The organism is Streptomyces sp. NBC_01551 (genome assembly GCF_026339935.1).
GTDB lineage: Bacteria > Actinomycetota > Actinomycetes > Streptomycetales > Streptomycetaceae > Streptomyces.
Window position 1 is genome coordinate 894,133 of record NZ_JAPEPX010000001.1, and the last position, 26,014, is coordinate 920,146.

The 26,014-nt window shown below is 71.3% G+C and carries 26 protein-coding genes; 5 read left to right on the forward strand and 21 right to left on the reverse strand.

Features of this window, described 5'->3' with window-relative positions:
• Positions 1-17: 17 nt before the first annotated feature.
• Positions 18-518: a transcriptional regulator BldD gene (gene bldD / locus OG982_RS03825; protein ID WP_007263032.1), complete on the forward strand. Its 501-nt coding sequence runs from the start codon at positions 18-20 to the stop codon at positions 516-518.
• Positions 519-699: 181 nt separating this feature from the next.
• On the opposite strand, the gene nusB is transcribed toward bldD, so the two are convergent.
• The 15 genes from nusB to OG982_RS03900 all read right to left on the reverse strand — a co-directional run bounded on the left by nusB (position 700) and on the right by OG982_RS03900 (position 14,612).
• Complete coding sequence (nusB, locus tag OG982_RS03830) at positions 700-1,134, reverse strand: transcription antitermination factor NusB (RefSeq protein WP_266789715.1); 435 nt, start codon at positions 1,132-1,134, stop codon at positions 700-702.
• 2 nt (positions 1,135-1,136) lie between these two features.
• The gene (gene efp / locus OG982_RS03835; protein WP_266789713.1) at positions 1,137-1,703 is read right to left on the reverse strand and encodes an elongation factor P; all 567 of its coding nucleotides are present in this window, start codon (positions 1,701-1,703) and stop codon (positions 1,137-1,139) included.
• A 59-nt stretch (positions 1,704-1,762) separates the two neighbouring features.
• The gene (locus OG982_RS03840; protein WP_266789711.1) at positions 1,763-2,869 is read right to left on the reverse strand and encodes an aminopeptidase P family protein; all 1,107 of its coding nucleotides are present in this window, start codon (positions 2,867-2,869) and stop codon (positions 1,763-1,765) included.
• Between the two features lie 632 nt (positions 2,870-3,501).
• Entirely contained in the window at positions 3,502-4,266 is a 765-nt protein-coding gene (locus tag OG982_RS03845) for an AAA family ATPase (RefSeq protein WP_266789709.1), read from the reverse strand.
• A gap of 86 nt (positions 4,267-4,352) precedes the next feature.
• Complete coding sequence (gene aroQ, locus OG982_RS03850) at positions 4,353-4,793, reverse strand: type II 3-dehydroquinate dehydratase (protein WP_266789707.1); 441 nt, start codon at positions 4,791-4,793, stop codon at positions 4,353-4,355.
• Complete coding sequence (gene aroB / locus OG982_RS03855; RefSeq protein ID WP_266947926.1) at positions 4,790-5,881, reverse strand: 3-dehydroquinate synthase; 1,092 nt, start codon at positions 5,879-5,881, stop codon at positions 4,790-4,792. The genes aroQ and aroB overlap by 4 nt, the downstream gene beginning before the upstream one ends.
• Entirely contained in the window at positions 5,878-6,396 is a 519-nt protein-coding gene (locus OG982_RS03860) for a shikimate kinase (RefSeq protein ID WP_266947927.1), read from the reverse strand. The genes aroB and OG982_RS03860 overlap by 4 nt, the downstream gene beginning before the upstream one ends.
• Entirely contained in the window at positions 6,393-7,577 is a 1,185-nt protein-coding gene (aroC, locus tag OG982_RS03865) for a chorismate synthase (protein WP_266947928.1), read from the reverse strand. The genes OG982_RS03860 and aroC overlap by 4 nt, the downstream gene beginning before the upstream one ends.
• 114 nt (positions 7,578-7,691) lie before the next feature.
• Positions 7,692-7,829 (reverse strand): hypothetical protein, encoded by a 138-nt coding sequence (locus OG982_RS03870; RefSeq protein WP_266947929.1) that lies wholly within the window; start codon positions 7,827-7,829, stop codon positions 7,692-7,694.
• 93 nt (positions 7,830-7,922) lie between these two features.
• Positions 7,923-8,747, reverse strand: a complete 825-nt coding sequence (locus OG982_RS03875; protein WP_266789698.1) for a shikimate dehydrogenase — start codon at positions 8,745-8,747, stop codon at positions 7,923-7,925.
• Positions 8,748-8,758: 11 nt separating this feature from the next.
• On the reverse strand, positions 8,759-10,564 hold the full coding sequence (gene mltG / locus OG982_RS03880; protein ID WP_266947930.1) for an endolytic transglycosylase MltG: 1,806 nt from the start codon (positions 10,562-10,564) through the stop codon (positions 8,759-8,761).
• 127 nt (positions 10,565-10,691) lie between these two features.
• Positions 10,692-11,162, reverse strand: coding sequence for a Holliday junction resolvase RuvX (ruvX, locus tag OG982_RS03885; RefSeq protein WP_030028999.1), 471 nt, complete (start codon positions 11,160-11,162; stop codon positions 10,692-10,694).
• Positions 11,163-11,164: 2 nt separating this feature from the next.
• Complete coding sequence (gene alaS / locus OG982_RS03890; protein ID WP_266789694.1) at positions 11,165-13,834, reverse strand: alanine--tRNA ligase; 2,670 nt, start codon at positions 13,832-13,834, stop codon at positions 11,165-11,167.
• On the reverse strand, positions 13,834-14,175 hold the full coding sequence (locus OG982_RS03895; protein WP_266789693.1) for a DUF6167 family protein: 342 nt from the start codon (positions 14,173-14,175) through the stop codon (positions 13,834-13,836). The genes alaS and OG982_RS03895 overlap by 1 nt, the downstream gene beginning before the upstream one ends.
• A gap of 8 nt (positions 14,176-14,183) precedes the next feature.
• A complete protein-coding gene (locus tag OG982_RS03900; protein WP_266789691.1) occupies positions 14,184-14,612 on the reverse strand; it encodes a DUF948 domain-containing protein in 429 nt (142 codons plus the stop codon).
• Positions 14,613-14,758: 146 nt separating this feature from the next.
• Between OG982_RS03900 and OG982_RS03905 the strand changes: the two genes are divergently transcribed.
• Entirely contained in the window at positions 14,759-17,017 is a 2,259-nt protein-coding gene (locus OG982_RS03905) for an AAA family ATPase (RefSeq protein WP_266789689.1), read from the forward strand.
• 30 nt (positions 17,018-17,047) lie between these two features.
• On the opposite strand, the gene rpsD is transcribed toward OG982_RS03905, so the two are convergent.
• The gene (gene rpsD / locus OG982_RS03910) at positions 17,048-17,659 is read right to left on the reverse strand and encodes a 30S ribosomal protein S4 (protein ID WP_008740451.1); all 612 of its coding nucleotides are present in this window, start codon (positions 17,657-17,659) and stop codon (positions 17,048-17,050) included.
• Between the two features lie 55 nt (positions 17,660-17,714).
• Here rpsD and OG982_RS03915 point away from each other — a divergent pair, with 55 nt between their 5' ends.
• Positions 17,715-18,626 carry a DUF2470 domain-containing protein gene (locus OG982_RS03915; protein ID WP_266789687.1) on the forward strand — a complete coding sequence of 304 codons (912 nt, stop codon included), beginning with the start codon at positions 17,715-17,717 and terminating at the stop codon, positions 18,624-18,626.
• Here OG982_RS03915 and OG982_RS03920 read toward each other — a convergent pair.
• The 5 genes from OG982_RS03920 to OG982_RS03940 form a co-directional block, all read right to left on the reverse strand.
• On the reverse strand, positions 18,623-19,312 hold the full coding sequence (locus OG982_RS03920; protein ID WP_266789686.1) for an HNH endonuclease family protein: 690 nt from the start codon (positions 19,310-19,312) through the stop codon (positions 18,623-18,625). The two genes, OG982_RS03915 and OG982_RS03920, sit on opposite strands and share 4 nt — an antisense overlap.
• Before the next feature lie 134 nt (positions 19,313-19,446).
• Positions 19,447-20,802, reverse strand: a complete 1,356-nt coding sequence (locus OG982_RS03925; RefSeq protein ID WP_266789684.1) for a replication-associated recombination protein A — start codon at positions 20,800-20,802, stop codon at positions 19,447-19,449.
• A gap of 41 nt (positions 20,803-20,843) precedes the next feature.
• On the reverse strand, positions 20,844-21,458 hold the full coding sequence (locus OG982_RS03930) for a vitamin K epoxide reductase family protein (RefSeq protein WP_266789682.1): 615 nt from the start codon (positions 21,456-21,458) through the stop codon (positions 20,844-20,846).
• A gap of 175 nt (positions 21,459-21,633) precedes the next feature.
• Positions 21,634-22,896 (reverse strand): histidine--tRNA ligase, encoded by a 1,263-nt coding sequence (hisS, locus tag OG982_RS03935; protein WP_266789680.1) that lies wholly within the window; start codon positions 22,894-22,896, stop codon positions 21,634-21,636.
• 10 nt (positions 22,897-22,906) lie between these two features.
• The gene (locus tag OG982_RS03940) at positions 22,907-23,620 is read right to left on the reverse strand and encodes an MBL fold metallo-hydrolase (protein WP_266789679.1); all 714 of its coding nucleotides are present in this window, start codon (positions 23,618-23,620) and stop codon (positions 22,907-22,909) included.
• A gap of 164 nt (positions 23,621-23,784) precedes the next feature.
• Here OG982_RS03940 and OG982_RS03945 point away from each other — a divergent pair, with 164 nt between their 5' ends.
• Both OG982_RS03945 and OG982_RS03950 read left to right on the forward strand, forming a co-directional pair.
• The gene (locus OG982_RS03945; RefSeq protein ID WP_266789677.1) at positions 23,785-24,528 is read left to right on the forward strand and encodes a peptidylprolyl isomerase; all 744 of its coding nucleotides are present in this window, start codon (positions 23,785-23,787) and stop codon (positions 24,526-24,528) included.
• Between the two features lie 191 nt (positions 24,529-24,719).
• A complete protein-coding gene (locus tag OG982_RS03950) occupies positions 24,720-25,949 on the forward strand; it encodes a DUF349 domain-containing protein (RefSeq protein ID WP_266789676.1) in 1,230 nt (409 codons plus the stop codon).
• The last annotated feature ends 65 nt before the right edge of the window (positions 25,950-26,014 follow it).

Here is a 26,014-nt window from a genome sequence, read left to right on the forward strand (position 1 = left end):
CAGCGTCCGGGAGCGTTATGTCCAGCGAATACGCCAAACAGCTCGGGGCCAAGCTCCGCGCCATCCGCACCCAGCAGGGCCTTTCCCTCCACGGTGTCGAGGAGAAGTCCCAGGGCCGGTGGAAGGCCGTGGTGGTCGGTTCCTACGAGCGCGGGGACCGCGCCGTGACCGTCCAGCGCCTTGCCGAGCTGGCGGACTTCTACGGGGTTCCGGTGCAGGAGCTGCTGCCGGGCACGACCCCCGGCGGAGCGGCCGAGCCGCCGCCGAAGCTGCGTCTCGACCTGGAGCGTCTGGCAGGGGTGCCCGCCGAGAAGGCCGGTCCGCTCCAGCGTTACGCCGCGACCATCCAGAGCCAGCGCGGCGACTACAACGGCAAGGTGCTGTCGATCCGCCAGGACGACCTGCGCACCCTGGCCGTGATCTACGACCAGTCGCCCTCGGTCCTGACCGAGCAGCTCATCAGCTGGGGCGTGCTGGACGCGGACGCGCGCCGCGCCGTGGCCCACGAGGACATCTAGTCCTCGGACCCAGGACCAGCAGAAACGTTACCGGCGGGTGCCGGGCGGCCTGAGCGGCTTCCCGGCACCCGCCGGTTTTTTCGGTTCCGGTGCGAGTGGATGCGGCTGAACACGGAAGGGCCCGCAGCACGTGTGCTGCGGGCCCTTCCGTATGACGCGGTACCGGCGACGACCGGTGCGGTCAGCTCTCGCTGCGGCGCAGGCTCGGCTTCAGGTCCTTGAAGCGGGCCAGCAGCCCGTTCACGAACGAGGGCGACTCGTCCGTCGAGAACTCCTTGGCCAGCTGGACGGCCTCGTCGATGGCCACGGCGTCCGGGGTCTCGTCCACCCAGATCAGCTCGTAGGCACCGAGACGCACGATGTTGCGGTCCACGACCGGCATCCGGTCGAGGTCCCAGTCCACGGCGTACGTGATGATCAGATCGTCGATGCGGTTCACCTTGTCGGCGTAACCCTCGACGAGATCCATCGTGAAGGCGCTGACCGGCGGCTGCCGGTCGTCCGACCGCGCGTGGCGGATCCAGTCCGCGAGGACGTCGCGCACGGGCACCCCGCGCTGGTCGGCCTCGAACAGGATCTGGAAAGCGCGCTTGCGCGCGTTGCTCCGGGCAGCCACGGTTAGCTGTTCACCCGGCCGAGGTAGTCGCTGGTGCGGGTGTCGACCTTGACCTTCTCGCCGGTGTTGACGAAGAGCGGGACCTGGATCTCGTGGCCGGTCTCCAGCTTGGCGGGCTTGGTGCCGCCGGTGGAGCGGTCGCCCTGGACGCCCGGGTCGGTGTGCTCGATGACGAGCTCGACGGCGGCCGGGAGCTCGACGTAGAGGACCGAGCCCTCGTGCTGGGCGACGGAGGCGGTGAAGCCCTCGATCAGGAAGTTGGCGGCGTCGCCGACAGCCTTCTTGTCGACCATCAGCTGGTCGTAGGTCTGCATGTCCATGAACACGAAGTACTCGCCGTCCATGTACGAGAACTGCATGTCACGGCGGTCGATGGTGGCCGTCTCGACCTTCGTGCCGGCGTTGAAGGTCTTGTCGACGACCTTGCCGGAGAGCACGTGCTTGAGCTTGGTGCGCACGAAGGCCGGGCCCTTGCCGGGCTTGACGTGCTGGAACTCGACGACGGACCAGAGCTGGTCACCGTCGAGCTTGAGCACCATGCCGTTCTTGAGGTCGTTCGTGGAAGCCACGGTTGCGGAATCTCCTGCACTGGAAGACCACGGGTGCGCGCACAGTCCGCCGCGGCGGGCTAGAGCGCGAGCAGCTCCTTGGTCGTAATGGTGAGTAGCTCGGGACCGCCGTCCGCCTCGGGGCGTACGACGAGCGTGTCATCGATCCGGACACCTCCCCGGCCGGGGAGGTGAACCCCCGGTTCGACGGTGACCGGCACGCAAGCGTCCAGTTTACCCATTGCCGTAGGTGCAAGCTGCGGGTCCTCGTCGATTTCGAGTCCGACACCGTGTCCGGTCCACGGAGCGAGGGATTCCCCGTGCCCCGCAGAGTCCAGTACGGAGCGGGCCGCGTGGTCGACGTCCCGGTACGCGGCGCCCGGCAGGAGCGCCTCGCGACCGGCCCGCTGGGCGGCGAAAACAAGATCGTAGAGCTCGATCTGCCAGTCGGCCGGGCTGGTGCCGATCACGAACGTACGGCCGATCTCGCAGCGGTAGCCGCGGTAGTTGGCGCCGAGGCAGACGGTGAGGAAATCGCCCTCCTCGACCCGGCGGTCGGTGGGCCGGTGCCGGGAGCGGCCGGAGTTCGGGCCGGTGCCGACGGAGGTCGGGAAGGCGGGGCCGTCGGCGCCGTGGTCGACGAGGCGGCGCTCCAGCTCCAGGGCGAGGTGGCGTTCGGTCCGCCCCACCAGGATCGACTCCAGCAGCTCACCGAGGGCCTGGTCGGCGATCTCGGCGGCGATGCGGAGGCAGGAGATCTCCTCCTCGTCCTTGACGAGGCGCTGCTGCTCCACGGAGAGGCCGAGGTCCGCGAGGCGGAGCCCCGGCGCGACGGAGCGCAGGGCGCGGTGGCGGGCGACCGTGAGGTGGTGCTCCTCGACGGCGAGCGAGTCGGCCCGTACGGCGCCGGCCATGTCCCCGGCGGCGACGGCGGGATCCCCGCCGGGGGCGGACAGCACCGACACCCGCAGCTGTTCGTCGAGGCGGCCCTCGTCGGCCTCGCCGGTGGGGGTGTTGGAGCAGAACAGCACGTCGTCGGCGGGCCCGACCAGCAGCACGGCGCCGGGCGGTGAGGCCCCGGCGAGGTACCGGACGTTCGCCGGCCGCGTGATCAGAGCGGCGGCGTTGCCCGCGGCGGCACAACGGTCGCGAAGCAGGCCCCTTCGGGCCGCGTACACGTCTGACATGACTCCGAGCCTACGAGCGCCTCGCCCATCCGGCCTGACGAGCGCCGCCGTCCGATGCCGGCCCGCCTGTCCGGCGACACCCCCCCGCCCCAGGCGCCCCCGCCCCTGGGGCCCCTGCGGGGCCGAACCGATCCCGGCCGGAAACCCGGCCCGCGCCGGCAATCGAGACCCGGGCCCGCCCCCGACGACAGCGCTGCCGTCGCACAGCCGCGTGCGCCCGCGGAACCCCAGCCCCACCGGCGTTCGAGGCGCGGGGGTCCAGGGGCTGCACCATCCAGCCTCGCCGGCGTTTGAGGCGCGGGGGTCCGGGGGCTGGCCCCCGGCGACGGCGCCGCACGGCTGGACCCGGGGAAGCGTTGGCCCGTGCGGGCGGGCTTCCTGGGGCGCCGCCCCAGACCCCGCGCCTCAAACGCCGGCGAGGCTGGGATTGCCGGCACAGCCGGGTTTCCGGCGCAGCCGGCGTTGCGGCGAGGCCGGGTTTCCGGCGCGGCCGGGTTCCGGCACAGCCGGCGTTGCGGCGAGGCTGGAATTTCCGGCACAGCCGGGTTCCGGCACAGCCGGCGTTGCGGCGAGGCTGGAATTTCCGGCACAGCCGGGCGCCCGGCGCGGCCGGGGTAGGAGTAGGCGGGGTGTTAGAAGGCGGGAGCCGAGATGGCTCGGGCCAGGGCTTCGTCGAGGGCTCGGGAGGTGGCCTCGACGTCCAGGTGCGAGTTGTCGATGATCGGCAGGCCCGAGCCGTACCAGCCCGCCATGCGCCCGTGGATCCGCGCGACCTCCTCGTCGGACAGCCGCCGGTTGCCGGAGCGCTCCGCGTTGCGCTCCAGGACGATCTCCAGCCCCGGCAACAGCACCACCGGCAGCAGGTGCGGGCCCACGTGCCGTTTCCAGCCGCCCAGCCCCACCACCGGCCGGTCCGGGAAGACCGCGTCGTCGAGGATGCAGGAGATCCCGTTGGCGAGGTAGTTGCGGGCGGCGAACCCGCAGGTGCGGCGGGCGAGGCGGTACTGCGCCTCGGAGTGGTCGTTCCAGCCCGCCTGCGGGTCCGCGAAGCCCGAGCAGACCCACTCCCGGACGTCGTCCAGGCTCACGTGCGCGGTCGGGACCGGCCGGGTGCTGGCCCAGTGCCGGGCCACGGTGGTCTTCCCCGCGCCCGCCGGGCCGATCAGCAGCACCGCGAGCGTGGCCCCACCCGTTCCGGTCGCGACCGGCGCAACGGGCGCCACCGGCGCGACCGGCGGCAGCGGGATGTGCCCCGTCGGCTCCTGCCCCGGCGAGGGCGGCGGCAGCGTCGGCCACCCCTTCGCCGGGGGTATCGGCGGTTGCGGCGGGGGCGTCACCGGAGGCTGCTGTCCCGGCTGCCCCCAGCCCGCTCCCCCGCCCCCGACTCCTTGCTGCATCCGCTGCCACTCCGTCTCGTTCCAACGACTGATGCGAGAACGTTATATGACCGGACGCCCCCAACCCCCACCGGCGGGCCCCGACGTCAGGCGGAGACTTCCTCCGCCAGCGCGCGCAGCGCCAGCCGGTACGAACCGATGCCGAACCCCGCCACCGTCCCGGTCGCCACCGAGGCGATGACCGAGGTGTGCCGGAACTCCTCACGGGCATACGGGTTCGAGATGTGCACCTCGATCAGCGGCGCGGTGCGCTGCGCCGCCGCGTCCCGCATGGCGTACGAGTAGTGCGTGAACGCGCCCGGGTTGATCACGACCGGGATCTTGCCGTCCGCGGCCTCGTGCAGCCACCGGACCAGCTCGCCCTCGTCGTTGGTCTCGCGGACCTCGACGTCGAAGCCGAGCTCCCCGCCCAGCGCGCGGCAGCTCTCCACCAGCCCCGCGTACGAGGTGGCCCCGTACACGTCGGGCTCGCGCGACCCGAGCCGGCCCAGGTTCGGGCCGTTCAGGACGAGCACCTTGCGGCTCACGCCGACACCTCGCCGTACGCGGCGATGAGATGCGCCGGGTCCGGGCCCTCAAGGACGGTCGGCTTGCCCAGGCCGTCCAGGACGATGAAGCGCAGCAGGTTGCCGCGGGACTTCTTGTCGACCTGCATGGTCTGGAGCAGCTTGGGCCACTGGTCGCCGCGGTAGGTCAGCGGCAGCCCGACGGCGGCCAGGATCTCGCGGTGGCGGTCGGCTGTCGCGTCGTCGAGCCGCCCGGCCAGCCGCCCGAGTTCCGCCGCGAAGACCATGCCGACGGACACGGCCGCGCCGTGCCGCCACTTGTAGCGCTCGTTCTTCTCGATCGCGTGTGCGAGGGTGTGGCCGTAGTTCAGGATCTCGCGGAGTCCGGACTCCTTGAGGTCGCTGGAGACGACGTCGGCCTTGACCTGGATGGACCGCACGATCAGCTCGGCCGTGTGCGGGCCGTCGGGCGTACGGGCCGCCGCCGGGTCGGCCTCGATCAGGTCGAGGATCACCGGGTCGGCGATGAAACCGGCCTTGATGATCTCCGCGAGCCCGCTGACGTAGTCGTTGACCGGCAGCGAGTCCAGCGCCGCGAGGTCGCAGAGCACGCCCGCCGGGGGGTGGAAGGCGCCGACGAGGTTCTTGCCCTCGGCGGTGTTGATGCCGGTCTTGCCGCCGACCGCCGCGTCGACCATGGCCAGCACGGTCGTCGGGACCGCGATCCAGCGCACCCCGCGCAGCCACGAGGCCGCGACGAAGCCCGCCAGGTCGGTGGTGGCGCCGCCGCCGACGCCGACGATCACATCGGTACGGGTGAACCCGGACTGCCCGAGCGCCTTCCAGCAGTACGCCGCGACCTCGACGGTCTTGGCCTCCTCGGCGTTCGGCACCTGGATGGCGACCGCCTCGTAGCCCTGCGCCGCGAGGTCGTCGCGCAGCGCCTCACCGGTCGAGGCCAGCGCCTCGGGGTGGATCACGGCGACCCGCTGGGCCTTCGTACCGATCAGGCCGCCCAGCTCGCCGAGCAGCTGCCGGCCGACCAGCACGTCGTACGCGTCGTGTCCGGCGCTCGCGCCGACCTGGATACGCGTCACCTGGTCTGTCATACGTCCTTCAACTCCAGAGCGTCGAGGACCGCCTGGGCGACCTCTTCGGGGGTGCGGTCGTCGGTGGCCACCACGACGCGCGCGACTTCGGTGTACAGGTGGCGGCGGGCTTCCATCAGCTCGCGCCACTGGCGGCGCGGGTTGACGGCGAGCAGCGGGCGCGCGGCGCCCAGGCCGACGCGCCGGACGGCTTCCTCCACGTCCATCGACAGGTACGCGACGGGCAGCCCGGTGAGCAGCTCGCGCGTGCCCTCGTCGAGGACGGCGCCGCCGCCGAGGGCGAGGACTCCGGTGTGCTCGGCGACGGCGGCCGCGACCGCCCGGCGCTCCAGCTCACGGAAGTACGGCTCGCCCTCGTCGATGAAGAGGTCGGAGATCTCCCGGCCGGTGGCCCCGACGATGTCGGCGTCGGTGTCCCGGTAGGGGACGCCGAGCCGCTCGGCGAGGAGTTCTCCCACCGTGGACTTGCCGGACCCCATCGGTCCGACCAGGACGATCAGAGGGCCGCCGCTCACCGGATGCGCAGGTGGTCGAGGTAGGACCGGACGTTGCGGCGGGTCTCGGCGACCGAGTCGCCGCCGAACTTCTCGACGACGGCGTCGGCCAGCACGAGCGCGACCATGGCCTCGGCGACGATGCCGGCGGCCGGGACGGCGCACACGTCGGAGCGCTGGTGGTGCGCGGCCGCCGCCTCGCCGGTCGCCACGTCGACCGTGGCGAGGGCCTTGGGGACGGTGGCGATCGGCTTCATCGCGGCGCGCACGCGCAGCAGTTCACCGGTCGTGAGTCCGCCCTCGGTGCCACCAGAGCGGCCGGAGGTGCGCTTGATGCCCTCGTCCGTCGCGACGATCTCGTCGTGCGCCTGCGAACCCGGTACGCGGGCCAGCTCGAAGCCGTCGCCGACCTCGACGCCCTTGATCGCCTGGATGCCCATCAGCGCAGCGGCCAGCCGGGCGTCCAGCCGTCGGTCCCAGTGGACGTGCGAGCCGAGGCCGACGGGAACTCCGTAGGCGAGGACCTCGACCACGCCGCCGAGGGTGTCGCCGTCCTTGTGGGCCTGGTCGATCTCCGCGACCATCGCCTTCGACGCGTCGGCGTCGAGGCAGCGCACCGGGTCGGCGTCGAGCTTCTCGACGTCGGCGGGGGTCGGGTAGACGCCGTACGGGGCCTTGGCGGCGGCCAGTTCGACCACGTGCGAGACGATCTCGATGCCGGCGACCTCCTTGATGAAGGAGCGGGCGATCGCGCCGAGGGCGACGCGCGCGGCCGTCTCACGGGCGCTGGCGCGCTCCAGGATCGGGCGGGCCTCGTCGAAGCCGTACTTCTGCATGCCCGCCAGGTCGGCGTGACCGGGGCGCGGCCGGGTCAGCGGCGCGTTTCGGCCGGTCTCCTTCAGCTCGGACGGGTCCACGGGATCGGCCGACATGACCTTCTCCCACTTCGGCCACTCGCTGTTGCCGACCATCACCGCGACCGGCGAGCCGAGCGAGCGCCCGTGCCGGACCCCGCCGAGGAAGGTGACGACGTCCTGCTCGAACTTCATCCGGGCACCGCGGCCATAGCCGAGCCGGCGCCGGGCCAGGTGGTCAGCCACCAGCTCGGTGGTGACCGGGACGCCGGCGGGAAGGCCCTCCAGCGTCGCCACCAGCGCCGGTCCGTGGGACTCTCCGGCGGTCAGCCAACGCAACCTGCTCAACGATGCTCCTCATGCTCGCGCCTGGTTACTGCGACGGCGCGATCGGGTGCGCGGCCCGGACCCGCCGTACTTGATCCTCCCATGTCCGGCGCCCGGGACCGCGCTCCGGTCCAGCTATCGGACGGCGGACCGGCGCCGCCGCAGCCACTTGCCGCCCTCCCACAGACCCGCGAAGGCCAGCAGGCCGCAGATGGTCCACTTCGCCCAGTCGGGCAGGGTGTGGCTGAGCATGACCCGGACGAAGTGGAACACGCCGGGCACGATGTCCCATTTACTGGCCAGTATCTGACCTGATTCCGCCGTTTCCACGTAGCCCCCTCGACCTGAAGTGCGCAGGTGAGAAGCCTAGCGGGCGCGCAGTGCCGCCTCGCCCGCCGCCCGCATGGCGGCCAGGGGCGCGCTCGGGCGGCCGGTCATCCGCTCGACCTGGAGCACGGCCTGGTGGACGAGGAGGTCCAGCCCCCCGATGAGCTTGCCGCCGTGCTGCGACCAGGCAGCCGCGAGGGCGGTCGGCCAGGGGTCGTACAGCACGTCGAACAGGGTTCCCGCCCCGTCCGGTACGTCGGCGGCCAGGGCGTCCGTGGTCCCCGCCGGGGTGGTCGCGATCACCAGCGGCGCGGACAGCGCCTCGGCCGCCCGCGACCAGTCGGCGGTGCGGACGGGAACGCCGAGACGCTCGCCCCACTGCCGCATCTCGTCGGCGCGGGCGTCCGAGCGGACGTAGACGGTGACCTCGCCGGTGCAGATCCGCGCCAGCGCGGCCAGTGCCGAGGAGGCGGTGGCGCCCGCGCCGAGGATGGCGGCGGACGGCACCTTCTCGACGCCGCGCTCGTGCAGCGCCGAGACGATCCCGGGGATGTCGGTGTTGTCGCCGAGGCGGCGGCCGTCCTCGGTGAAGACGACCGTGTTGACCGCCTCGACCGAGGCGGCGGTGTCACTGATGCCGTCGAGCAGCGGGATGATCGCCCGCTTGAGCGGCATCGTCAGGGACAGCCCGGCCCACTCGGCGCCGAGGCCCGCCACGAAGTCCGGGAGCGCGGCCTCGTCGATCTCGAACCGGTCGTACGACCAGTCGACGAGGCCGAGCTCCTGGTAGGCGGCGCGGTGCAGCACCGGTGAGAGGGAGTGCTCGATGGGCGAACCCAGCACCGCGGCCCGTATGCGTGACATGTCTTTCCTACCTACCCGCCGTTTTGCTGCTTCTGATTCTGACGCTCGTTGAACTCGTCGACCAGTTTCGTGTGCTCGGCGAACGTCTTGGTGAAAGTCGTCTTGTTTCCGTCAACTGACACGAAGAACATCCAGCCGCCCTTGTCGGGGTCGAGCGTGGCGTTCAGGGCGTCGGCGCCCGGGTTGCTGATCGGACCCGGGGTCAGGCCCTTGTGGAAGTAGGTGTTGTACGGGTGGTCGAGCTTCTTCGTCTCCGCGCGGGAGACGTTGATGTTGCTCGTGCCCTTGAGGTAGTTGATCGTCGAGTCGAATTCGAGCTTCTGGTTGGTGACGTCGTTCGACTTCTTCAGTCGGTTGTAGATGACGTCGGACATCTTCCGGAAGTCGTCGTGGTTCATGCCCTCGGCCTGCACGAGGCTGGCGACCGTGATCACCTGGAGCGGGCTCTCCAGGCCGAGCGACTTCGCCTTCTCCTCGACGCCGAGCGCCGCGTACTTCTCGTTGGCGTTCTTGACCATCTGCTTGAGCAGCGACTCGGGCGTGCTGTCCTTGCTGAGGTCGTAGCGCGCCGGGTACAGGAACCCTTCGAGCGGGTCCATGATCTTCTGGTTGCTGTTGGCCCAGGCCGGCAGGCCGAGGTTCTTGATCTCGCGCTTCGCCGTTTCCTCGGTGGTGCCCTCGGGCCGGCTCAGCTTCTTGTCGATCGCCTCGTAGACGGCCTTGTTGCGCATGCCCTCGGTGACCGTGATGACGTTCAGCTTGCTCGGGTCGGTCATCAGCTCGACGGCGGCCGCGCCCGACATCTTCTTCTTCAGCGGGTAGATGCCCGGCTGGATCGATTTGCCCTTGGGGTGGCTGCCGGCGGCGTTGGCGAACGCCTGGGCGCTGGCGACGACGCCGTGTTCCTTGAGGATGGCGCCCATCTGGAGCAGGCCGGCACCCTTGGGGATCTCCACCTCGACCGTCTCGTCGAGGCCGGAACCCGCGTAGTCCGCGGCCGCGCCGAACCGCGCCTTGAGGTAGGTGTACCCGTAGTACCCGCCACCGCCGACCACACCGATGATCACGACGGCGGCGATCAGGCAGGCCGCGCCGTTGCGGCGTTTGGGCTTGCCGCCGCCCTTGCCCTTCGAGCGGCCCGAGCGGCGGCCACCGCCGCCCGAGGCGTCGGGGTCGTCGTCATCGTCGTCCCGGTCGGCGAAGAAGGAGTCAGGCTCGTCCTCGTTCTTCGCGTCCTCGGCGTCGTCCTGCCACTCCTCGGCCTCCGGTTCCGGCGCGGGCCGGCGCCGGCCCGGGGGCTGCGGCGGCGGATAGGCCTCGGGGGTGGTGTAGAGGTCGGGGCTCTCGCCCGCGTAGCCGCCGACGGGCTGCTGGGTGTACGGGTCCACGGCCACGTACGGATCGGCCGGCGCGGCGACCTGCGCTCCCTGGCCGGTGTCCCAGACCTGGCCCGCGTACGTCGGCTGCTGCTGGGGCTGCTGCTGGTACTGGGGCTGCTGCTGGGGCTCCTGGAGCTGCTCTTGCCGGTACTGCTGCTCCTGGAACTGCTGCGGGGCATAGCCCTGCTGCTGCCCCGGGTACTGCTGGTGCTGCTGGTGCTGCTGGACGTACGGATCCTGCTGGCCCTGCTGCGGGTACGACGGCTGCTGCTGGTACTGGGGCTCCTGGTACTGCGGCGCCTGCTGATACTGCTGCGCGCCACCGCCATAGGGCACCTGACCCTGCTGGGCCTCGTGCCCGCTCCACCCCTGGTCGCCGTACAGCGGGTCCTCGGGGTGCCACGGTTCGGAGCCGCGGCCCCGGCCATACTCAGTCATCGATCCCCTAGCGCCGCGAGACGACGGCCACGGTTCCGTCTACCGCGACACCCGGTTCCGCCTCTTTGGTGGTGGGCGACGGCTGTTCGAATGCCGTCTCATCGCGCGGAACGTTACCGTATCGCGATCAGACAACCACTTCGACGCACTCACCGGGCGGATTACCTGATACCCGTTCGGTCTCAAGAGCGTTCTGAAGGATGACCACCGCGGCGGCCTGGTCGATGACCGACCGGCCCTTCTTGGCGTTCCTCCCCGAGGCCCGCAGCCCCTGGGCGGCGGTGACCGTGGTCATCCGCTCGTCCACGAGGCGGACCGTCACCGGCTTGATGCCCTTGGCCAGCTCGTTCGCGAAGGCGCGCACCTTGGCCGCGGCCGGCCCCTCCCGCCCGCTGAGCGAGCGGGGGAGGCCGACCACGACTTCGAGGGGCTCGTACTCCTCGACGAGCTGCCGCAGCCGCCGGTGGGCGAAGGGAATGTCCCGGCCCGGCACGGTCTCCACCGGTGTGGCGAGCACCCCGTCGGGGTCGCACGAGGCGACCCCGATGCGGGCGTCCCCGACGTCGATGGCGAGCCGGCGGCCACGGCGCAGCGTCATGGTCAGACCGTCTCTACGACGAGGCGCTCGACCGCGGCAATGGCGTCGGGGATGGCGGCCGGGTTCTGGCCACCGCCCTGGGCCACGTCCGGCTTGCCGCCACCGCCGCCGCCGAGGGTCTTGGCGGCGGTACGGACCAGGTCGCCGGCCTTGAGGCCGCGCTCGCGGGCGGCCTCGTTGGTGGCGATGACGGTCAGCGGGCGGTCGTTCGCCGTGGTGAAGAGGGCCACCACGGCCGGGCGGTCGCCCTGGATGCGGCCGCGCACGTCGAGGACCAGCTTGCGCAGGTCGTCGGCGCCGGTGCCGTCCGGGACGGTGCCCACGACGAGCGCGACGCCGCGGATGTCCTGGGCGTTCTCGGCGAGACCGGCGGCGGCCTGGAGGACCTTCTCCGCGCGGAACTTCTCGATCTCCTTCTCGGCGTCCTTCAGCTTGCCGAGCATGGAGGCGATCTTCTCCGGCAGCTCCTCCGGACGGCCCTTGACCAGCTCCTGGAGCTGGGCGACGACCGTGTGCTCCTTGGCGAGGAAGTTGTACGCGTCCACGCCGACGAGGGCCTCGACGCGGCGCACGCCGGAGCCGATGGAGGACTCGCCGAGCAGCTTCACCAGACCCAGCTGGGCGGTGTTGCCGACGTGCGTACCGCCGCACAGCTCCTTGGAGAAGTCGCCGATGGTGACGACGCGCACGCGCTCGCCGTACTTCTCGCCGAACTCGGCGATGGCGCCCTGCTTCTTGGCCTCGTCGATGCTCATGATCTCGGCGGTGACGTCGAGCTCGCGGGAGAGCACGTCGTTGATCTTCTGCTCGACGTCGGTGAGGACCGTGCCGGGGACGGCGTTCGGCGAGCCGAAGTCGAAGCGGAAGCGGCCGGGCGAGTTCTCGGAACCGGCCTGGGCGGCCGTCGGGCCGAGGGCGTCGCGCAGCGCCTGGTGGGTCAGGTGCGTGGCCGAGTGGGCGCGGGCGATGGCCCGGCGGCGGTTGATGTCGATGGCGGCGTACGCGGAGGCGCCCACCGTCACCTCGCCGACCTGGACGGAGCCCTTGTGCACGGAGACACCGGGGACCGGCTGCTGCACGTCGCGGACGACGATGACGGCGCCGGAGTCGAGCTTGATGCGGCCCTGGTCGGCGAGCTGGCCGCCGCCCTCGGCGTAGAAGGGGGTGCGGTCGAGGACGACCTCGACGTCGTCGCCCTCGGAGGCGGCGGGCGCGGAGACGCCGTTGACCAGGAGGCCGACGATGGTGGACTCGCCCTGGGTGGTGGCGTAGCCGGTGAACTCGGTGGCGCCGGAGCCGTCGGCGATCTCCCGGTAGGCGGACATGTCCGCGTGGCCGGTCTTCTTGGCCTTGGCGTCGGCCTTGGCGCGGTCGCGCTGCTCCTGCATCAGGCGGCGGAAGCCGGGCTCGTCCACGGAGAGGCCCTGCTCGGCGGCCATCTCCAGGGTGAGGTCGATCGGGAAGCCCCAGGTGTCGTGGAGCAGGAACGCCTTGTCGCCGGAGAGGACCGTGCCGCCGGCGGCCTTGGTCTCGGTCACGGCGGTGTCGAGGATGTTGGTGCCACCCTTGACGGCCTTGAGGAAGGCGGCCTCCTCGGCGAGCGCGACGGTCTCGATGCGCTTGCGGTCGGTGACGAGCTCCGGGTACTGCTGCCCCATCGTGTTGATCACGACGTCGACGAGGTCCTGGACGACCGGGCCGGTGGCGCCCATGAGGCGCATGTTGCGGATGGCGCGGCGCATGATGCGGCGCAGCACGTAGCCGCGGCCCTCGTTGCCGGGGGTCACGCCGTCGCCGATGAGCATCACGGAGGTGCGGATGTGGTCGGCGACCACGCGCATCGAGACGTCGGTGCCCTGGGCGGCGCCGTACTGCACGCCGGTCAGCTCGGTGGCCTTGTCCATGACCACGCGCAGGGTGTCGGTCTCGTACATGTTCTGCACGCCCTGCAGGATCATCGCGAGGCGTTCGAGGCCGAGACCGGTGTCGATGTTCTTCGACGGCAGGTCACCGAGGATCGGGAAGTCTTCCTTCCCGTCGCCGGCGCCGCGCTCGTACTGCATGAAGACCAGGTTCCAGATCTCCACGTAGCGCTCGTCGTTGACGGCCGGGCCGCCCTCGACGCCGAACTCGGGGCCGCGGTCGTAGTTGATCTCCGAGCACGGACCGCAGGGGCCGGGGACGCCCATGGACCAGAAGTTGTCCTTCTTGCCCAGGCGCTGGATGCGCTCGGCGGGAACGCCGATCTTCTCGCGCCAGATCGTCTCGGCCTCGTCGTCGTCGAGGTAGACGGTGATCCAGAGCTTCTCGGGCTCAAGGCCGTAGCCGCCGTCCGCCACGGAGCTGGTGAGCAGCTCCCAGGCGTACTTGATGGCGCCTTCCTTGAAGTAGTCGCCGAAGGAGAAGTTGCCGCACATCTGGAAGAACGTGCCGTGGCGGGTCGTCTTGCCGACCTCTTCGATGTCCGGCGTACGGACGCACTTCTGCACGCTGGTGGCGCGGGGGGCCGGGGGCTTGGTCTCGCCGAGGAAGTACGGCTTGAAGGGGACCATGCCCGCGTTGACCAGCAGCAGAGTCGGGTCGTCCGCGATGAGCGACGCCGAAGGGACAACGGCGTGACCGCGCTCCTCGAAGAAGCTCAGCCAGCGGCGGCGGATTTCAGCCGACTCCATCAGTGGTCCTCATTCCGGTTGTACGAAAGGTTCGAGTGGGTGGTCTTGTCGTTCTGGAGGGCCCGCAGCCGCCGCGGCCCCGGGAGGGCGGTGACGTTGTCGGGCCGCTCGGGGTCCTGATGGAGCCCCAGTGCATCGTTCAGCTCGTCCTCGCGCTGCGTCATTCCCGCCTTGACGTCGAGGGCGAAGTCCTTGAGGCGGTGACCCGCCTCGACGGCCTTGTCCGCGGCCTGCGCGGCGAGGCTCTCCGGCGTCAGCTTCTTCAGCTGGCGGTTGACCTTGGTGGTGGCCCACACGCCGGCGGCGGCGCCTGCGGTGAACCAGAAGGCTCGGCGGAACATCGGAGGTCTCAGCCCTTCTGCTTCCGGCGCCGGGCCGCCGGCACCGTACGGCCGACGATCACGGTTCGCCGGGGGGTCTTCTGCGGCGCGTCGTCGGTCTTGCCCAGCGCCTTGCGCACCCCGTAGCCGAAGGCCGCGACCTTGACCAGCGGCCCGCCGAAGGCGGAGGCCACGGTGGAGGACAGGGCGGAGGCGTTGGAGGTGACTTCCTGGACGTCGCTCGCGATGGCGTCGACGCGGTCGAGCTGCGTGCGCGCGGAGCGGACGGTCGTGGAGGCGTCGGCCAGCAGCGGCACGGCCTGATCGGTCACGTCCGCCACCAGTTTGGTGGTCGCTTTGAGCACCTGGGCCAGCCTCACCAGCACCACGGCGAGGAAGGAGACCAGAATGGCCCAGAAGACGGCCACGAGGATCCCGGCCACCTCTCCACCGGACACGTTGCACCGCTCCCTGCACATTGATCACTACGCGAAAAGTCGTCCTCCGACCCTATCGCGCCGGGGATCCGCCGCCGTACCGGAATTCCGAGGTCGGGCACATCGCGTTGTACGCGGCGCATCCGGACCAGTACTCTCCGTGTCCCATGCGACAGAGACCCCTTCACACGGGCACCCGGGGCAATCTTCCCTCAGAGCTGAGCGGCTTCGTCGGGCGGGGTGCCGAACTGGGCGAGCTGGCGCGGCTGCTGGAGTCCTCGCGGCTGGTCACCGTGACGGGCGTGGGCGGGGTCGGCAAGTCCCGGCTGGTCCTGGCGGCGGCCCGGCGCGTCGCGGAGCGGGCGGGGGAGCCCTCGGACGGCACACCGGACGGGCCGCGGGAAGGGTCGCGGGAGGCGCTGCGGGAGGGGCCGCAGGAACGCTACTGCGACGGCGTCTGGCTGGCCGAGCTGGCCTCCGTACGGGATCCGGCGCTGCTGGAGCTGACCCTCGCGGAGGCCCTCGGCCTGACCAACCACACCACCCGGCCGCCCCGGACCGTCCTGGCCGAACACCTCGCCGGGCGGCGCCTGCTGCTGGTGCTGGACGGGTTCGAGCAGCTGGTGGAGGACACCGCCGAGCTGGTACAGGAGCTGCTGCGCCGCTCCCCCGGCCTGCGGGTACTGGCCGCCGGGCGGCGTCCGCTGGCGCTCGACGGGGAGCAGGCGTTCGCGCTGGCCCCGCCCGCGCCCGAGGAGGCCCTGGCCCTGCTGTGCGCGCGGGCGGCCGCCGCCGATCCGGGTTTCACGGTCTCGGAGGCCGACCGGGCGGTGCTGGTCGAGCTGTGCGCCCGGCTGGACGGGATCCCCCTCGCGCTGGAGCTGGCGGCGGGCCGACTGCGGGCGCTGTCACCGGCGCAGGTGCTGGCCCGGCTGGAGGACCGGTTCGCCCTGCTGACGGGCGGGGCGCGCGGGGCGCTCCCCCGGCACCGGGCGCTGCGCACCACGATCGGGTGGAGCCACGAGCTGTGCACGGCGCCGGAGCGGCTGCTGTGGGCCCGGCTCTCGGTGTTCGCCGGGCAGTTCGACCTCGACGCCGCCGAATACGTGTGCGCGGGCCCGGACCTGCCCGTGGAGTCGGTGCTGGACCTGGTCGGGGAGCTGCTCGCGCAGTCCCTGCTGTTCCGGGTGGAGACGGCGGCCGGGGTGCGCTACCGGATGCTGGAGACCGTACGGATCTACGGGGCGGGCTGGCTGGAGTCGCTGGGCGACGCGGCGCGGCTGCGGCGGCGCCACCGGGACTGGTACACGGGGCTGGCGACCTGGTGCGAGCTGGACTGGTTCAGCCCGCGCCAGCGCGAGGTGGCCGCACTGGTGGAGGCGGAGCTGCCGAACCTGCGCCTCGCGCTGGAGTGCTGCCTGGAGGATCCGGAGGAGGTCCACCTCGGCCAGTACCTGGCGGGGACCCTGTGGTTCTCCTGGGCGGGCTGCGGGCGCCTGACCGAGGGCCGGTACTGGCTGGACCGTGCGCTGGAGAACACCCCGGAGGCGGGGTACGAGAGCTCATGGCTGAAGGCGCTCTGGGTGCTGGGCTACGTGGCGGCCCTGCAGGGCGATTCGGTGGCCTCGATGAGCGCCCTGTACGAGTGCCGGGACGGGGCCGCGCGGACGGGCAACCCGGTGGCGGCGGCGTACGCGGTGCACCGGCTGGGCTGCCTCGCGCTGGTCTCGGACGACATGGCACGGGCCGGGGAGCTGCTGGGTTCGGCGCTGGAGCGCTACCGGGAGGCGGGAGAGCTGAACAGCAACGTGCTGATGTGCCAGGTGGAGCTGGCCATGACGCTGGCCTTCCAGGGCGACCTCGCGGGCGCGCTCTCGCTGTGCCGGGAGGTCCGGGACATCTGCGAGGAGCGCGGGGAGCGCTGGACGAAGGCGTACGCCCTGTACGTGCTGGCGTACGCGGCGCTGGACGCCGGCGGCACGCGGGAGGCGCGGCGGCTGCTGGCCGAGTGCGTGGAGATCAACCACGCCTTCCGGGATCTGGTGGGGCTGGTCCTGGCCGTGGAGCTGCTGGCGCTGGTCACGGTCGCCGAGGGCGAACCGGCCGAGGCGGCGGTGCTCCAGGGCGCGGCGGAGCGGATGTGGGACGGGGTGGGCCTGCGGCTGTTCGGCTCGGGGTACTTCAACGCGCCGCGGCTGATGTGCCAGGAGCGGGCGGGTGAGCTGCTGGGCGCGGAGCGGTACGCCGCCTGCGCCGGGCACGGCCGCGCCCTGGCGCTGGACGAGCTGGTCGAGCGGGCCCTGCGCGGCCCGGAGCCGAAGCCGTCGAGCGCGCTGCCGAGGCCCCGTACGGCGGCCGGCCGACCCGTCGGGTACCCGAAAAGCAGGAAACCCGCCGACTCCCCCGAGGGGGAGCCGGCGGGCTGACCAGCCTGTGAGGCTACGTCCGCGGATGAATCAGCGGGCGTAGTACTCGACGACGAGCTGCTCGTCGCAGATGACCGGGATTTCCTTGCGGTTCGGGTCGCGGTCCAGGCGGAAGGCCAGGGCCTTCAGGTTGACCTGCAGGTAACGGGGGGTCTCGCCCTCGCCTGCGTAGCCACCCTCACGGGCAACCTGGAACGGAACCTTCTCGCGGCTGCGCTCGCGAACGGTGATGACGTCGTCCGGGCGGACACGGAACGACGGCTTGTCGACCTTGTCACCGTTGACCTCGATGTGGCCGTGAACGACCATCTGGCGAGCCTGGTAGATGGTGCGGGCGATGCCCGAACGCAGGACCAGGGCGTCGAGGCGACGCTCGAGCTCGACGACCAGCGCCTCGCCCGTCTTGCCTTCGGCCTTCTTGGCGCGGTCGTAGGCGCGAGCCATCTGACGCTCAGAGATGTCGTACTGGGCGCGCAGACGCTGCTTCTCGAGCAGACGAACCTTGTAGTCCGAGTTCTGCTTGCGGCCACGGCCGTGCTCGCCCGGCGGGTAGGGGCGGGCCTCGAAGTACTTGACGGCCTTCGGGGTCAGCGCAATGCCGAGGGCACGCGACTTCTTGACCTTGGGTCGCTTCTGGTTCACGTGGAACCTACCTCCATGTAAGTTAGGTGAGGCTTACCTTAGCGAGGAGGACGTAATGTCTCGACCACATGGGATCCCCCTGCCCAGTGCGCGTCGAAGTTCGGGTTCCAACGAAACGGAATCCGCTTTCGACGACGATAAGCAAGGTCAGCCGCGTCCCAGGGAAGGCGTTCGGCAGCTCACCGGAGCCGAACGCGTACGAACCCTCGTAGAGTCCAACGCCTCAGTATCCCTCACGCTGCCGGGTGCTTTCGACCAGGGTGAGTTCGGGACAGGGGTGGTGGCCGCGCGGACCGTCACCCCGGACGGGGACGTGATTCTCCTTGTTCCAGGGGAATCCGCGGCTGCCAGGGCAGCCGCTTACGCCCAGGACGACGACCTCACGGCCGTGATCGAGATCACGGATGTGGCGCCGGTGTCCGTGCCCCATCGTATCCGAGGCCGCGCCTGGCTGGCCGGGTGGCTGACGCGGGTGCGCGGGGACGACCGCGCGGTGTGCGCGGCGCTGATGGCGGAGCGCCACCCGGTGGGCGAGCTGCTGGGGATGCACGGCGGACACCCCTACGTCCTGCTCCGCCTGGAGGTCGGCGAGATCTCGGTGGACGACCTCTGGGGCGCCGAGCACGTCGAGCCGGAGGACCTCGCGGCCACCGAGCCGGACCCGCTGGTGCACCACGAGACGGAGCTGCTCCAGCACCTCGCGGCCGCGCACGGCGACCGCGTCGCCGACCTGTGCGGGCTGCTCGGGTCGCGCGAGGCCGACGGGATGGCGGCGGTGCCGCTGGCCCTGGACCGGTTCGGCCTGCGGGTGCGCTTCACGGGCGGCGGCGTCTCGTCGTTCGACGCCCGCTTCGACTTTCCCGACCCGGTGGCGGACGTGTGCGGCCTGCGCCACGCGATGCGGCGGCTGTTCGCGGCGGCGGGCGAGCGGGCCGGAGAGCGGGCCGGTGACCGGGCAGCCGACTAGCAGGCGGCCAGCATCTCGCCGAGCGCGGCCTTCTCCGGCTCGGTGACGGACAGCCGGTACTTGGCCTTGATGCCGGTGTAGCGCCGGGCGTACTCGCACCAGTACGCCCGAAGCGGCGGCTTCCACTTGTCGGCGGTCCTGCTGCCCTTGTCCTGATTGGTCTGCTTGTCCACGGCCAGGAGTACGTCGAGGTCGTTCGCGTACTCCAGCCTGCCCTGCGACGTCCAGGCGTGGGCGCCGGCGCGCCAGGCCGCACCGAGCGCGACGACGTGGTCGGTCTCGATCTGCGAGGCGCGGCGGTAGGAGTAGGGGAGGGTCTTGCCGGTGTACGGATCGTGCAGCACCCCGGAGACCACGACGCAGGGGTTCCGGTCGCCCTCGCGGAGCTCCGTCAGGTCCCGGCGCAGGACGTCGTCGCGGGTGTCGCAGCCGTTGCGGCCGCCGGGGGCGTCGGTGTCGTCGGACCAGTAGCGGCCGAAGTTCTCGCGCTTGTACGTCTGCCAGTTCTTGCCCCACTCGACGGTGAGCCCCGCCAGCTCGGCCTTGGCCGCCTCGGCGCCGGGCGGAAACCCGACCCCGACGAGCGGGACGACGCTCCCCCGGGCCGGCTGCCCGGGATCCCCGTGGTGACACCCGCTGATCAGCAGCGCCGCCGCCACGGCGATGAGCGAAGCCCGACGTCCCATGCGAGGACCCTAGGCCGGGCGCGCGAGTTCCCCGGACCCCCACGCCGTCGGCAGGGCACCGCTGCGCGGAGCCGTTCCCCCACCCCGCCCCTTCCCGAAACCGGGGGCTGGGGCGGAGGCCCAGGGGTGGCTGGTCAGGGGGCGTCGGGGCGGAGGCGGTCGCGGACCTTTTCGACCACGTCCGCGTACCGCGCCTCCGCTCCGTACCGCGTCGGCTCGTAGTACCGCTTCCCCTGGATCTCGTCCGGCGCGTACTGCTGCGCGGCGATCCCGCCCGGCACGTCGTGCGGGTAGACGTACCCCACGGCGTGACCCAGCTTCGCCGCGCCCTTGTAGTGCCCGTCCCGCAGGTGCGCCGGCACCGCTCCAGCCAGTCCGGCCCGGACATCGGCCAGCGCCGCGCCGATCGCGGTCGTGGCCGTGTTCGACTTCGGCGCCAGGGCAAGGGCGATCGTCGCGTGCGACAGCGTCAGCGCCGCCTCCGGGAAGCCGATCATCGCCACCGCCTGCGCCGCCGCCACGGCGATCGGCAGGGCCGTCGGATCCGCCAGCCCGATGTCCTCGCTCGCCGAGATCATCAGGCGCCGCGCGATGAACCGCGGGTCCTCCCCCGCCTCGATCATCCGGGCCAGATAGTGCAGCGCCGCGTCCACGTCCGAACCCCGGATCGACTTGATCAGCGCGCTCGCCACGTCGTAGTGCTGGTCGCCGTCCCGGTCGTACTTGACCGCCGCCCGGTCGACCGCCTCCTCCAGCGTCTGGAGGGTGATCTCCGGCTCCCCCTTGGCGATCGCCGACCCGGCCCCCGCCTCCAGCGCCGTCAGCGCCCGCCGCGCGTCCCCGCCGGCGATCCGCAGCAGGTGCGCCTCCGCGTCCGCCGGCAGCGTCACCGCGCCGCCCAGCCCGCGCTCCTCCTCCAGTGCCCGCCGCATCAGCGCGCTCAGGTCGTCGTCCGTCAGCGGCTCCAGCGTCAGCAGCAGGGACCGCGACAGCAGCGGGGAGATGATCGAGAAGTACGGGTTCTCGGTGGTCGCCGCGATCAGCGTGACCCAGCGGTTCTCCACGGCCGGCAGCAGCGAGTCCTGCTGGGCCTTGCTGAAGCGGTGGATCTCGTCCAGGAACAGGACGGTCTCCTTGCCGTACCCGCCGGCCGCCCGCTTCGCGCCCTCGATGACGGCGCGTACCTCTTTCACACCGGCCGTGATGGCCGACAGCTCCACGAACCGCTTCTGCGTCGCCTGGCTCACCACGTACGCGAGCGTGGTCTTCCCGATGCCCGGCGGACCCCAAAGGATCACCGACGAGGCACCGGCCGGACCGCCCGCCCCCTCCCCGACCAGCCGCCGCAGCGGTGATCCGGGCTTCAGCAGGTGCTGCTGGCCGACCACCTCGTCCAGGGTGCGCGGGCGCATCCGGACGGCGAGCGGAGCGCTCGTGGGGTCCTTCTCACGGCGTTCTTCGGCAGCGGCGGTGAACAGGTCTGGTTCCACACAGGAAGCCTAAGCGAGCCCACCGACAGCGCGGCCACGCCTTACGAGGTCCAGAAGTCCCACCAGCGGGTCAGGATCAGCATCCCGATGATCCCGACGTGCAGGACGGGCAGCACCCAGGTGAACTCGTCGAGGAAGCCCCGCAGCCAGCCGGGGGCGGGCAGCAGCCGCTCGCGGACGTTGTGCGCGGTGACGTACCAGAACATGAAGATCGTGGCGACCCAGGCCAGGCAGCACCACAGGCACAGCGAGTTGATGTTGTACAGCGACTGGTACGTGAGCCAGGCGCAGAAGACGACGCCGAAGGCGGTGCCCGCGTTCAGGGTCAGCCAGTACCAGCGGCGAAACCGCGCCCCGGCCAGCATGCTCATGCCGACGCAGATCACGATGCCGTAGGCGACCAGGCCCAGCATCGGGTTCGGGAAGCCGAAGACGGCCGCCTGGTCGCTCTTCATGATGTTGCCGCAGGAGACGATCGGGTTCAGGCTGCAGCCCGGCGTGAAGTTCGGGTCCTCCAGCAGCTTGAACTTGTCGATCGTGATCACCCAGGCCGCGAGCAGACCCGCGGCTCCCGTGATCACCAGCAGCAGCGCCAGGGCACGGCTGCCCCCGATGGTCCGCGGGGCGGTGTCCGCCTCAGCACTCTTCGTCGTCATACCGCCCGCTCCACATCCGCAAGGTCATCAAGCCCGTCAAGCCCCGACATTGTGCCGTACTCACCTGTGCGTCGGCCGTTCGGTGGACATAAGGACGGGCGGGGCAGGGGGACTCCGCACCGCGGAACCACCCTGCCCCGCCCGGAAACCACCGTGGGGCGCCGGACCGGAGAGGTCAGGCCGCCAGCTTGGCCTTCAGCACCTCGACGACGTCGGACAGCGCCACCGGGGACTGCTCCCCGGACTCCATGTCCTTCAGCTGGACGACGCCCTCGGCGAGGTCGCGGTCCCCCGCGACGACCGCGAACCGCGCGCCCGACCGGTTGGCGTCCTTCATCGCGCCCTTGAGGCCCTTGCCCCCGTACGAGATGTCCGCCGCGATCCCGGCCTTGCGCAGCTCCGTGACGAGCCCGAACAGCACCGGCTTCGCCTCGCCCAGCGCCACCGCGAACACCGAGGTGGCCGCGGGGATGTCCAGCTCGACGCCTTCGGCCTCAAGGGCCAGGACCGTACGGTCCACACCGAGCGCCCAGCCGACCGACGGCAGCGCCGGTCCGCCGATCATCTCGGAGAGGCCGTCGTAGCGGCCGCCGCCGCCGACCGCCGACTGCGAGCCCAGACCGTCGTGCACGAACTCGAAGGTGGTCCGGGTGTAGTAGTCCAGGCCGCGCACCAGCTTCTCGTCGTCCTCGAAGGCGACGCCGGCCGCCGTGATCAGCGCCCGCACCTCCTCGTGGTACGCCTTGCAGGCGTCGCACAGGTAGTCGCGCAGCATGGGCGCGCCGACCAGCTGCTTCTGCACCTCGGGACGCTTGTCGTCGAGGACGCGCAGCGGGTTGATCTCGGCCCGGCGGACGGTCTCCTCGTCCAGGTCGAGGCCGCGCAGGAAGGACTGGAGCGCCTCCCGGTACACCGGGCGGCATTCCTTGTCGCCCAGCGAGTTCAGCAGGATCCGGAAGTCGCGCAGGCCGAGCGTGCGGTACGCCTGGTCGGCCAGGATGATCAGCTCGGCGTCCAGCGCAGGGTCCTCGGCGCCGATCGCCTCCGCGCCGACCTGCGAGAAGTGGCGGTAGCGGCCCTTCTGGGGACGCTCGTAGCGGTAGTACGAGCCCGAGTACCAGAGCTTGACCGGCAGGCCGCCGGCCTTGTGCAGGTTGGCCTCCAGCGCCGCGCGCAGCACGGACGCGGTGCCCTCGGGGCGCAGCGCGAGGTTGGCCCCGCCCTTGGTCGTGAGGGTGTACATCTCCTTGGTCACGATGTCGGTGGACTCGCCGACACCGCGGGCGAACAGGTCGACGTCCTCGAAGCCGGGCGTCTCGACGTACCCGTAGCCGGACAGGCGCAGCGGGCCGGAGATGGCGTCGCGGACGGCCAGGTACTTCGCCGAGTACGGCGGGATGAGGTCGTACGTGCCCTTGGGGGCCTTGAAGGTGCTCACGAAACTCTCGTCACATTCCTCGTCGTGGGGCGGCGGTCGGGTCCGCTCCCAGGCCGGCGGCGACTTCCCGCAGGTACGGGTTGGTCGCGCGCTCGCGGCCGATGGTGGTCTGGGAACCGTGGCCGGACAGCACCACGGTCGAGTCGTCCAGCGGCAGGCACACACGGGCCAGCGACTGGAGCATCTCGGCGTGGGAGCCGCCGGGCAGGTCGGTGCGTCCGATGGAGCCGGCGAAGAGCAGGTCGCCCGAGAAGAAGACCGACGGGATGTCGGCCGCCTCGGGCATCCGGAAGGTCACCGACCCCTTGGTATGGCCGGGCGCGTGCGCCACCGAGAACTCCATTCCGGCCAATTTCAGGGTGCTGCCGTCGGTCAGTTCACGGACGTCGTCCGGCTCCCCCACGGTCAGCTCGCCCATGAGGGGCATCCCGATGGAGCGGCCGAGGGCCTTCTCCGGGTCGCTCATCATGTAGCGGTCCCTGGGGTGGATCCAGGCCGGTACGTCGTGTGCTCCGCACACCGGGACCACCGAGGCCACATGATCGATGTGGCCATGGGTCAGGACGACCGCGACGGGCTTGAGCCGATGCTTCTTCAGCGTCTCCTCGACACCCTGGGTGGCCTGGTGGCCCGGGTCGATGATGACGCACTCCTCACCGGCGGCGGGGGCGACCAGATAGCAATTGGTCCCCCAGGCCCCGGCGGGGAACCCGGCAATCAGCACGTTCGTCCTCAATCGTCGTCCGGCGGGAGCTGCGGCAGCGGCCGCTGATCGGAATGCTGCTGCTCAGAGCCTACCGGCGCGGCTCATTACTCAGCGAACCCATATACGGTACGGCCTAACCCAGCCCGGACAGCGGTACCAGAGACGCACAAGGAGACGACCCGGTGGTCACGAGCGATCAGCGGCGGCGACAGCTCGCCAGGGAGAAGTACGAGCGCCAGCAGAAGCGGCGGGCCGAGGCCCGGCGCAAGGCCCGGCGGCGTTCGGCGGTGATCGGCGCGGCCGTGGCCGTGGTGGTCGCCACGCTGGTCGGCCTGATCGTGGGCGGCGTCTTCGACAAGGAGGAGAAGAAGCCGCTGGAGCCCTCGGGCCCGCCGCCGATGGCGATCGACAAGAGCGCGAAGTACACCCTCGGCCTGAAGACGAACTCGGGCGACATCAAGATCGCGATGGACGCGGCGAAGACGCCGGAGACGGTCAACTCGTTCAAGTCGCTGGCCGACAAGAACTTCTTCGACAACACCAAGTGCCACCGGCTGACCACCGGCGGCATCTTCGTGCTCCAGTGCGGCGACCCCCAGGGCACCGGCAGCGGCGGCCCCGGCTACACCATCAAGGACGAGAACCTCGACGCTCTGGGCAAGCCGGACGAGTCGGGCAAGGTCGTCTACAAGGCCGGCACGGTGGCGATGGCGAACACCGGTCAGCCCAATTCCGGCGGCAGCCAGTTCTTCCTCGTCTACAAGGACACCCAGCTTCCTCCGGGCTACACGCCCTTCGGCACGATGGACGCCGCGGGCCTGAAGGCCGTGGAGGAGATCGCCAAGGCGGGGACGGCCGACGGCGCCCCGGACGGGGCCCCGAAGAACACCGTGACCATCGAGAAGGCCACCGTCGGCAAGGACTGACGGGGCGCGGCGGCACCGGGCCCGGCCGGCCTCCCGCCCGTACGGCGATATTCCGTCGTGCGGGATGCGGACAGCCGGCCCGGCGGTCGCCTATGTTGGCGTTGTGCAGGGCGGGCGCGGCCCGCCCCAGGAAACTGTGGACGATGCCCAGGGGGTGAACCCCTCGCAAGGCATCAGGTGGAGGAGGCGCTGTGAGCAGCGACCCGTGGGGCCGTGTCGACGAGACCGGCACCGTGTACGTGCGTACGGCCGAGGGCGAGCAGGTCGTCGGCTCGTGGCAGGCGGGCACCCCTGAAGAGGCCCTGGCCTACTTCGAGCGCAAGTACGAGGGCCTGGTAGTCGAGATCGGCCTCCTTGAGCGGCGGGTGCGGACCACCGATCTGTCCGCCAAGGACGCCCAGACCGCGATCGACCATCTGCGGACGCAGGTGGACGAGCACCACGCCGTCGGCGACCTCGGCGCGCTGCGCGTCCGGCTGGACAAGCTGGTGGCGACGGTCGACTCCCGCCGCGAGGAGCGCAAGGCCCAGAAGGCCAAGCAGACGGACGAGGCCCGCGCGGCCAAGGACGCGCTGGTCGTGGAGGCCGAGCAGCTGGCGCAGAGCGACCAGTGGCGCAGCGCCGGTGAGCGGCTGCGGGCCCTGGTCGACATCTGGAAGGGGCTGCCGCGTCTGGACCGCAAGTCGGACGACGAGCTGTGGCACCGCTTCTCGCACGCCCGGTCGGCCTTCTCCAAGCGCCGCAAGGCGCACTTCGCCTCGCTGGACGCCCAGCGCGAGGACGCCCGCAAGGCCAAGGAGAAGCTGGTCGCGGAGGCCGAGGCGCTGTCGAAGTCGACGGACTGGGGTCCGACGGCCGCCCGCTACCGCGAGCTGATGGCGGACTGGAAGGCGGCGGGCCGCGCCCAGCGCGAGGCCGAGGACGACCTGTGGAACCGTTTCCGCGGTGCGCAGGACGTGTTCTTCGCGGCGCGCGGCGAGGTCTTCGCGGAGCGCGACGCCGAGCAGACCGAGAACCTGAAGCTGAAGGAGGAGCTGGCCGACGAGGCCGAGAAGCTCGTCCCGATCACGGACCTGAAGGCGGCCCGTGCCGCGTTCCGCTCGCTCAACGAGCGCTGGGAGGCCATCGGCCACGTGCCGCGCGACGCCCGTCCCAAGGTCGAGGGCCGGATGCACGCCGTGGAGCGGGCGATCCAGGAGGCCGAGGAAGGCGAGTGGCGCCGTACCAACCCGGAGGCGCGGGCCCGTGCGGCCGGTCTGACGGGTCAGCTGCAGGCGGCCGTCGACAAGCTGCGCGAGCAGATCGACGCGGCGCGCGCGGCGGGCAACAACGCCAAGGCCGACAAGCTGGCGCGGGAGCTGGAGGGCCGGCAGGCGCTGCTGGACCAGGCGCTCAAGGGCCTTGAGGAGTTCGGCGGCTGATCTTCCGGCCGCACGATCGACGCGGAAGGGCCCGGTACGGATCTCCGTACCGGGCCCTTCTCGCC

What these genes read in the sequence shown, in the direction of transcription:
- bldD (WP_007263032.1), top strand. Translation starts at nt 18, where the DNA reads ATGTCCAGCGAATACGCCAAACAGCTCGGGGCCAAGCTCCGCGCCATC.
- OG982_RS03840 (WP_266789711.1), bottom strand. Translation starts at nt 2,869, where the DNA reads ATGTCAGACGTGTACGCGGCCCGAAGGGGCCTGCTTCGCGACCGTTGT.
- OG982_RS03845 (WP_266789709.1), bottom strand. Translation starts at nt 4,266, where the DNA reads ATGCAGCAAGGAGTCGGGGGCGGGGGAGCGGGCTGGGGGCAGCCGGGA.
- aroB (WP_266947926.1), bottom strand. Translation starts at nt 5,881, where the DNA reads ATGACAGACCAGGTGACGCGTATCCAGGTCGGCGCGAGCGCCGGACAC.
- OG982_RS03875 (WP_266789698.1), bottom strand. Translation starts at nt 8,747, where the DNA reads ATGTCACGCATACGGGCCGCGGTGCTGGGTTCGCCCATCGAGCACTCC.
- mltG (WP_266947930.1), bottom strand. Translation starts at nt 10,564, where the DNA reads ATGACTGAGTATGGCCGGGGCCGCGGCTCCGAACCGTGGCACCCCGAG.
- ruvX (WP_030028999.1), bottom strand. Translation starts at nt 11,162, where the DNA reads ATGACGCTGCGCCGTGGCCGCCGGCTCGCCATCGACGTCGGGGACGCC.
- alaS (WP_266789694.1), bottom strand. Translation starts at nt 13,834, where the DNA reads ATGGAGTCGGCTGAAATCCGCCGCCGCTGGCTGAGCTTCTTCGAGGAG.
- OG982_RS03895 (WP_266789693.1), bottom strand. Translation starts at nt 14,175, where the DNA reads ATGTTCCGCCGAGCCTTCTGGTTCACCGCAGGCGCCGCCGCCGGCGTG.
- OG982_RS03905 (WP_266789689.1), top strand. Translation starts at nt 14,759, where the DNA reads ATGCGACAGAGACCCCTTCACACGGGCACCCGGGGCAATCTTCCCTCA.
- OG982_RS03915 (WP_266789687.1), top strand. Translation starts at nt 17,715, where the DNA reads ATGTCTCGACCACATGGGATCCCCCTGCCCAGTGCGCGTCGAAGTTCG.
- OG982_RS03920 (WP_266789686.1), bottom strand. Translation starts at nt 19,312, where the DNA reads ATGGGACGTCGGGCTTCGCTCATCGCCGTGGCGGCGGCGCTGCTGATC.
- OG982_RS03930 (WP_266789682.1), bottom strand. Translation starts at nt 21,458, where the DNA reads ATGACGACGAAGAGTGCTGAGGCGGACACCGCCCCGCGGACCATCGGG.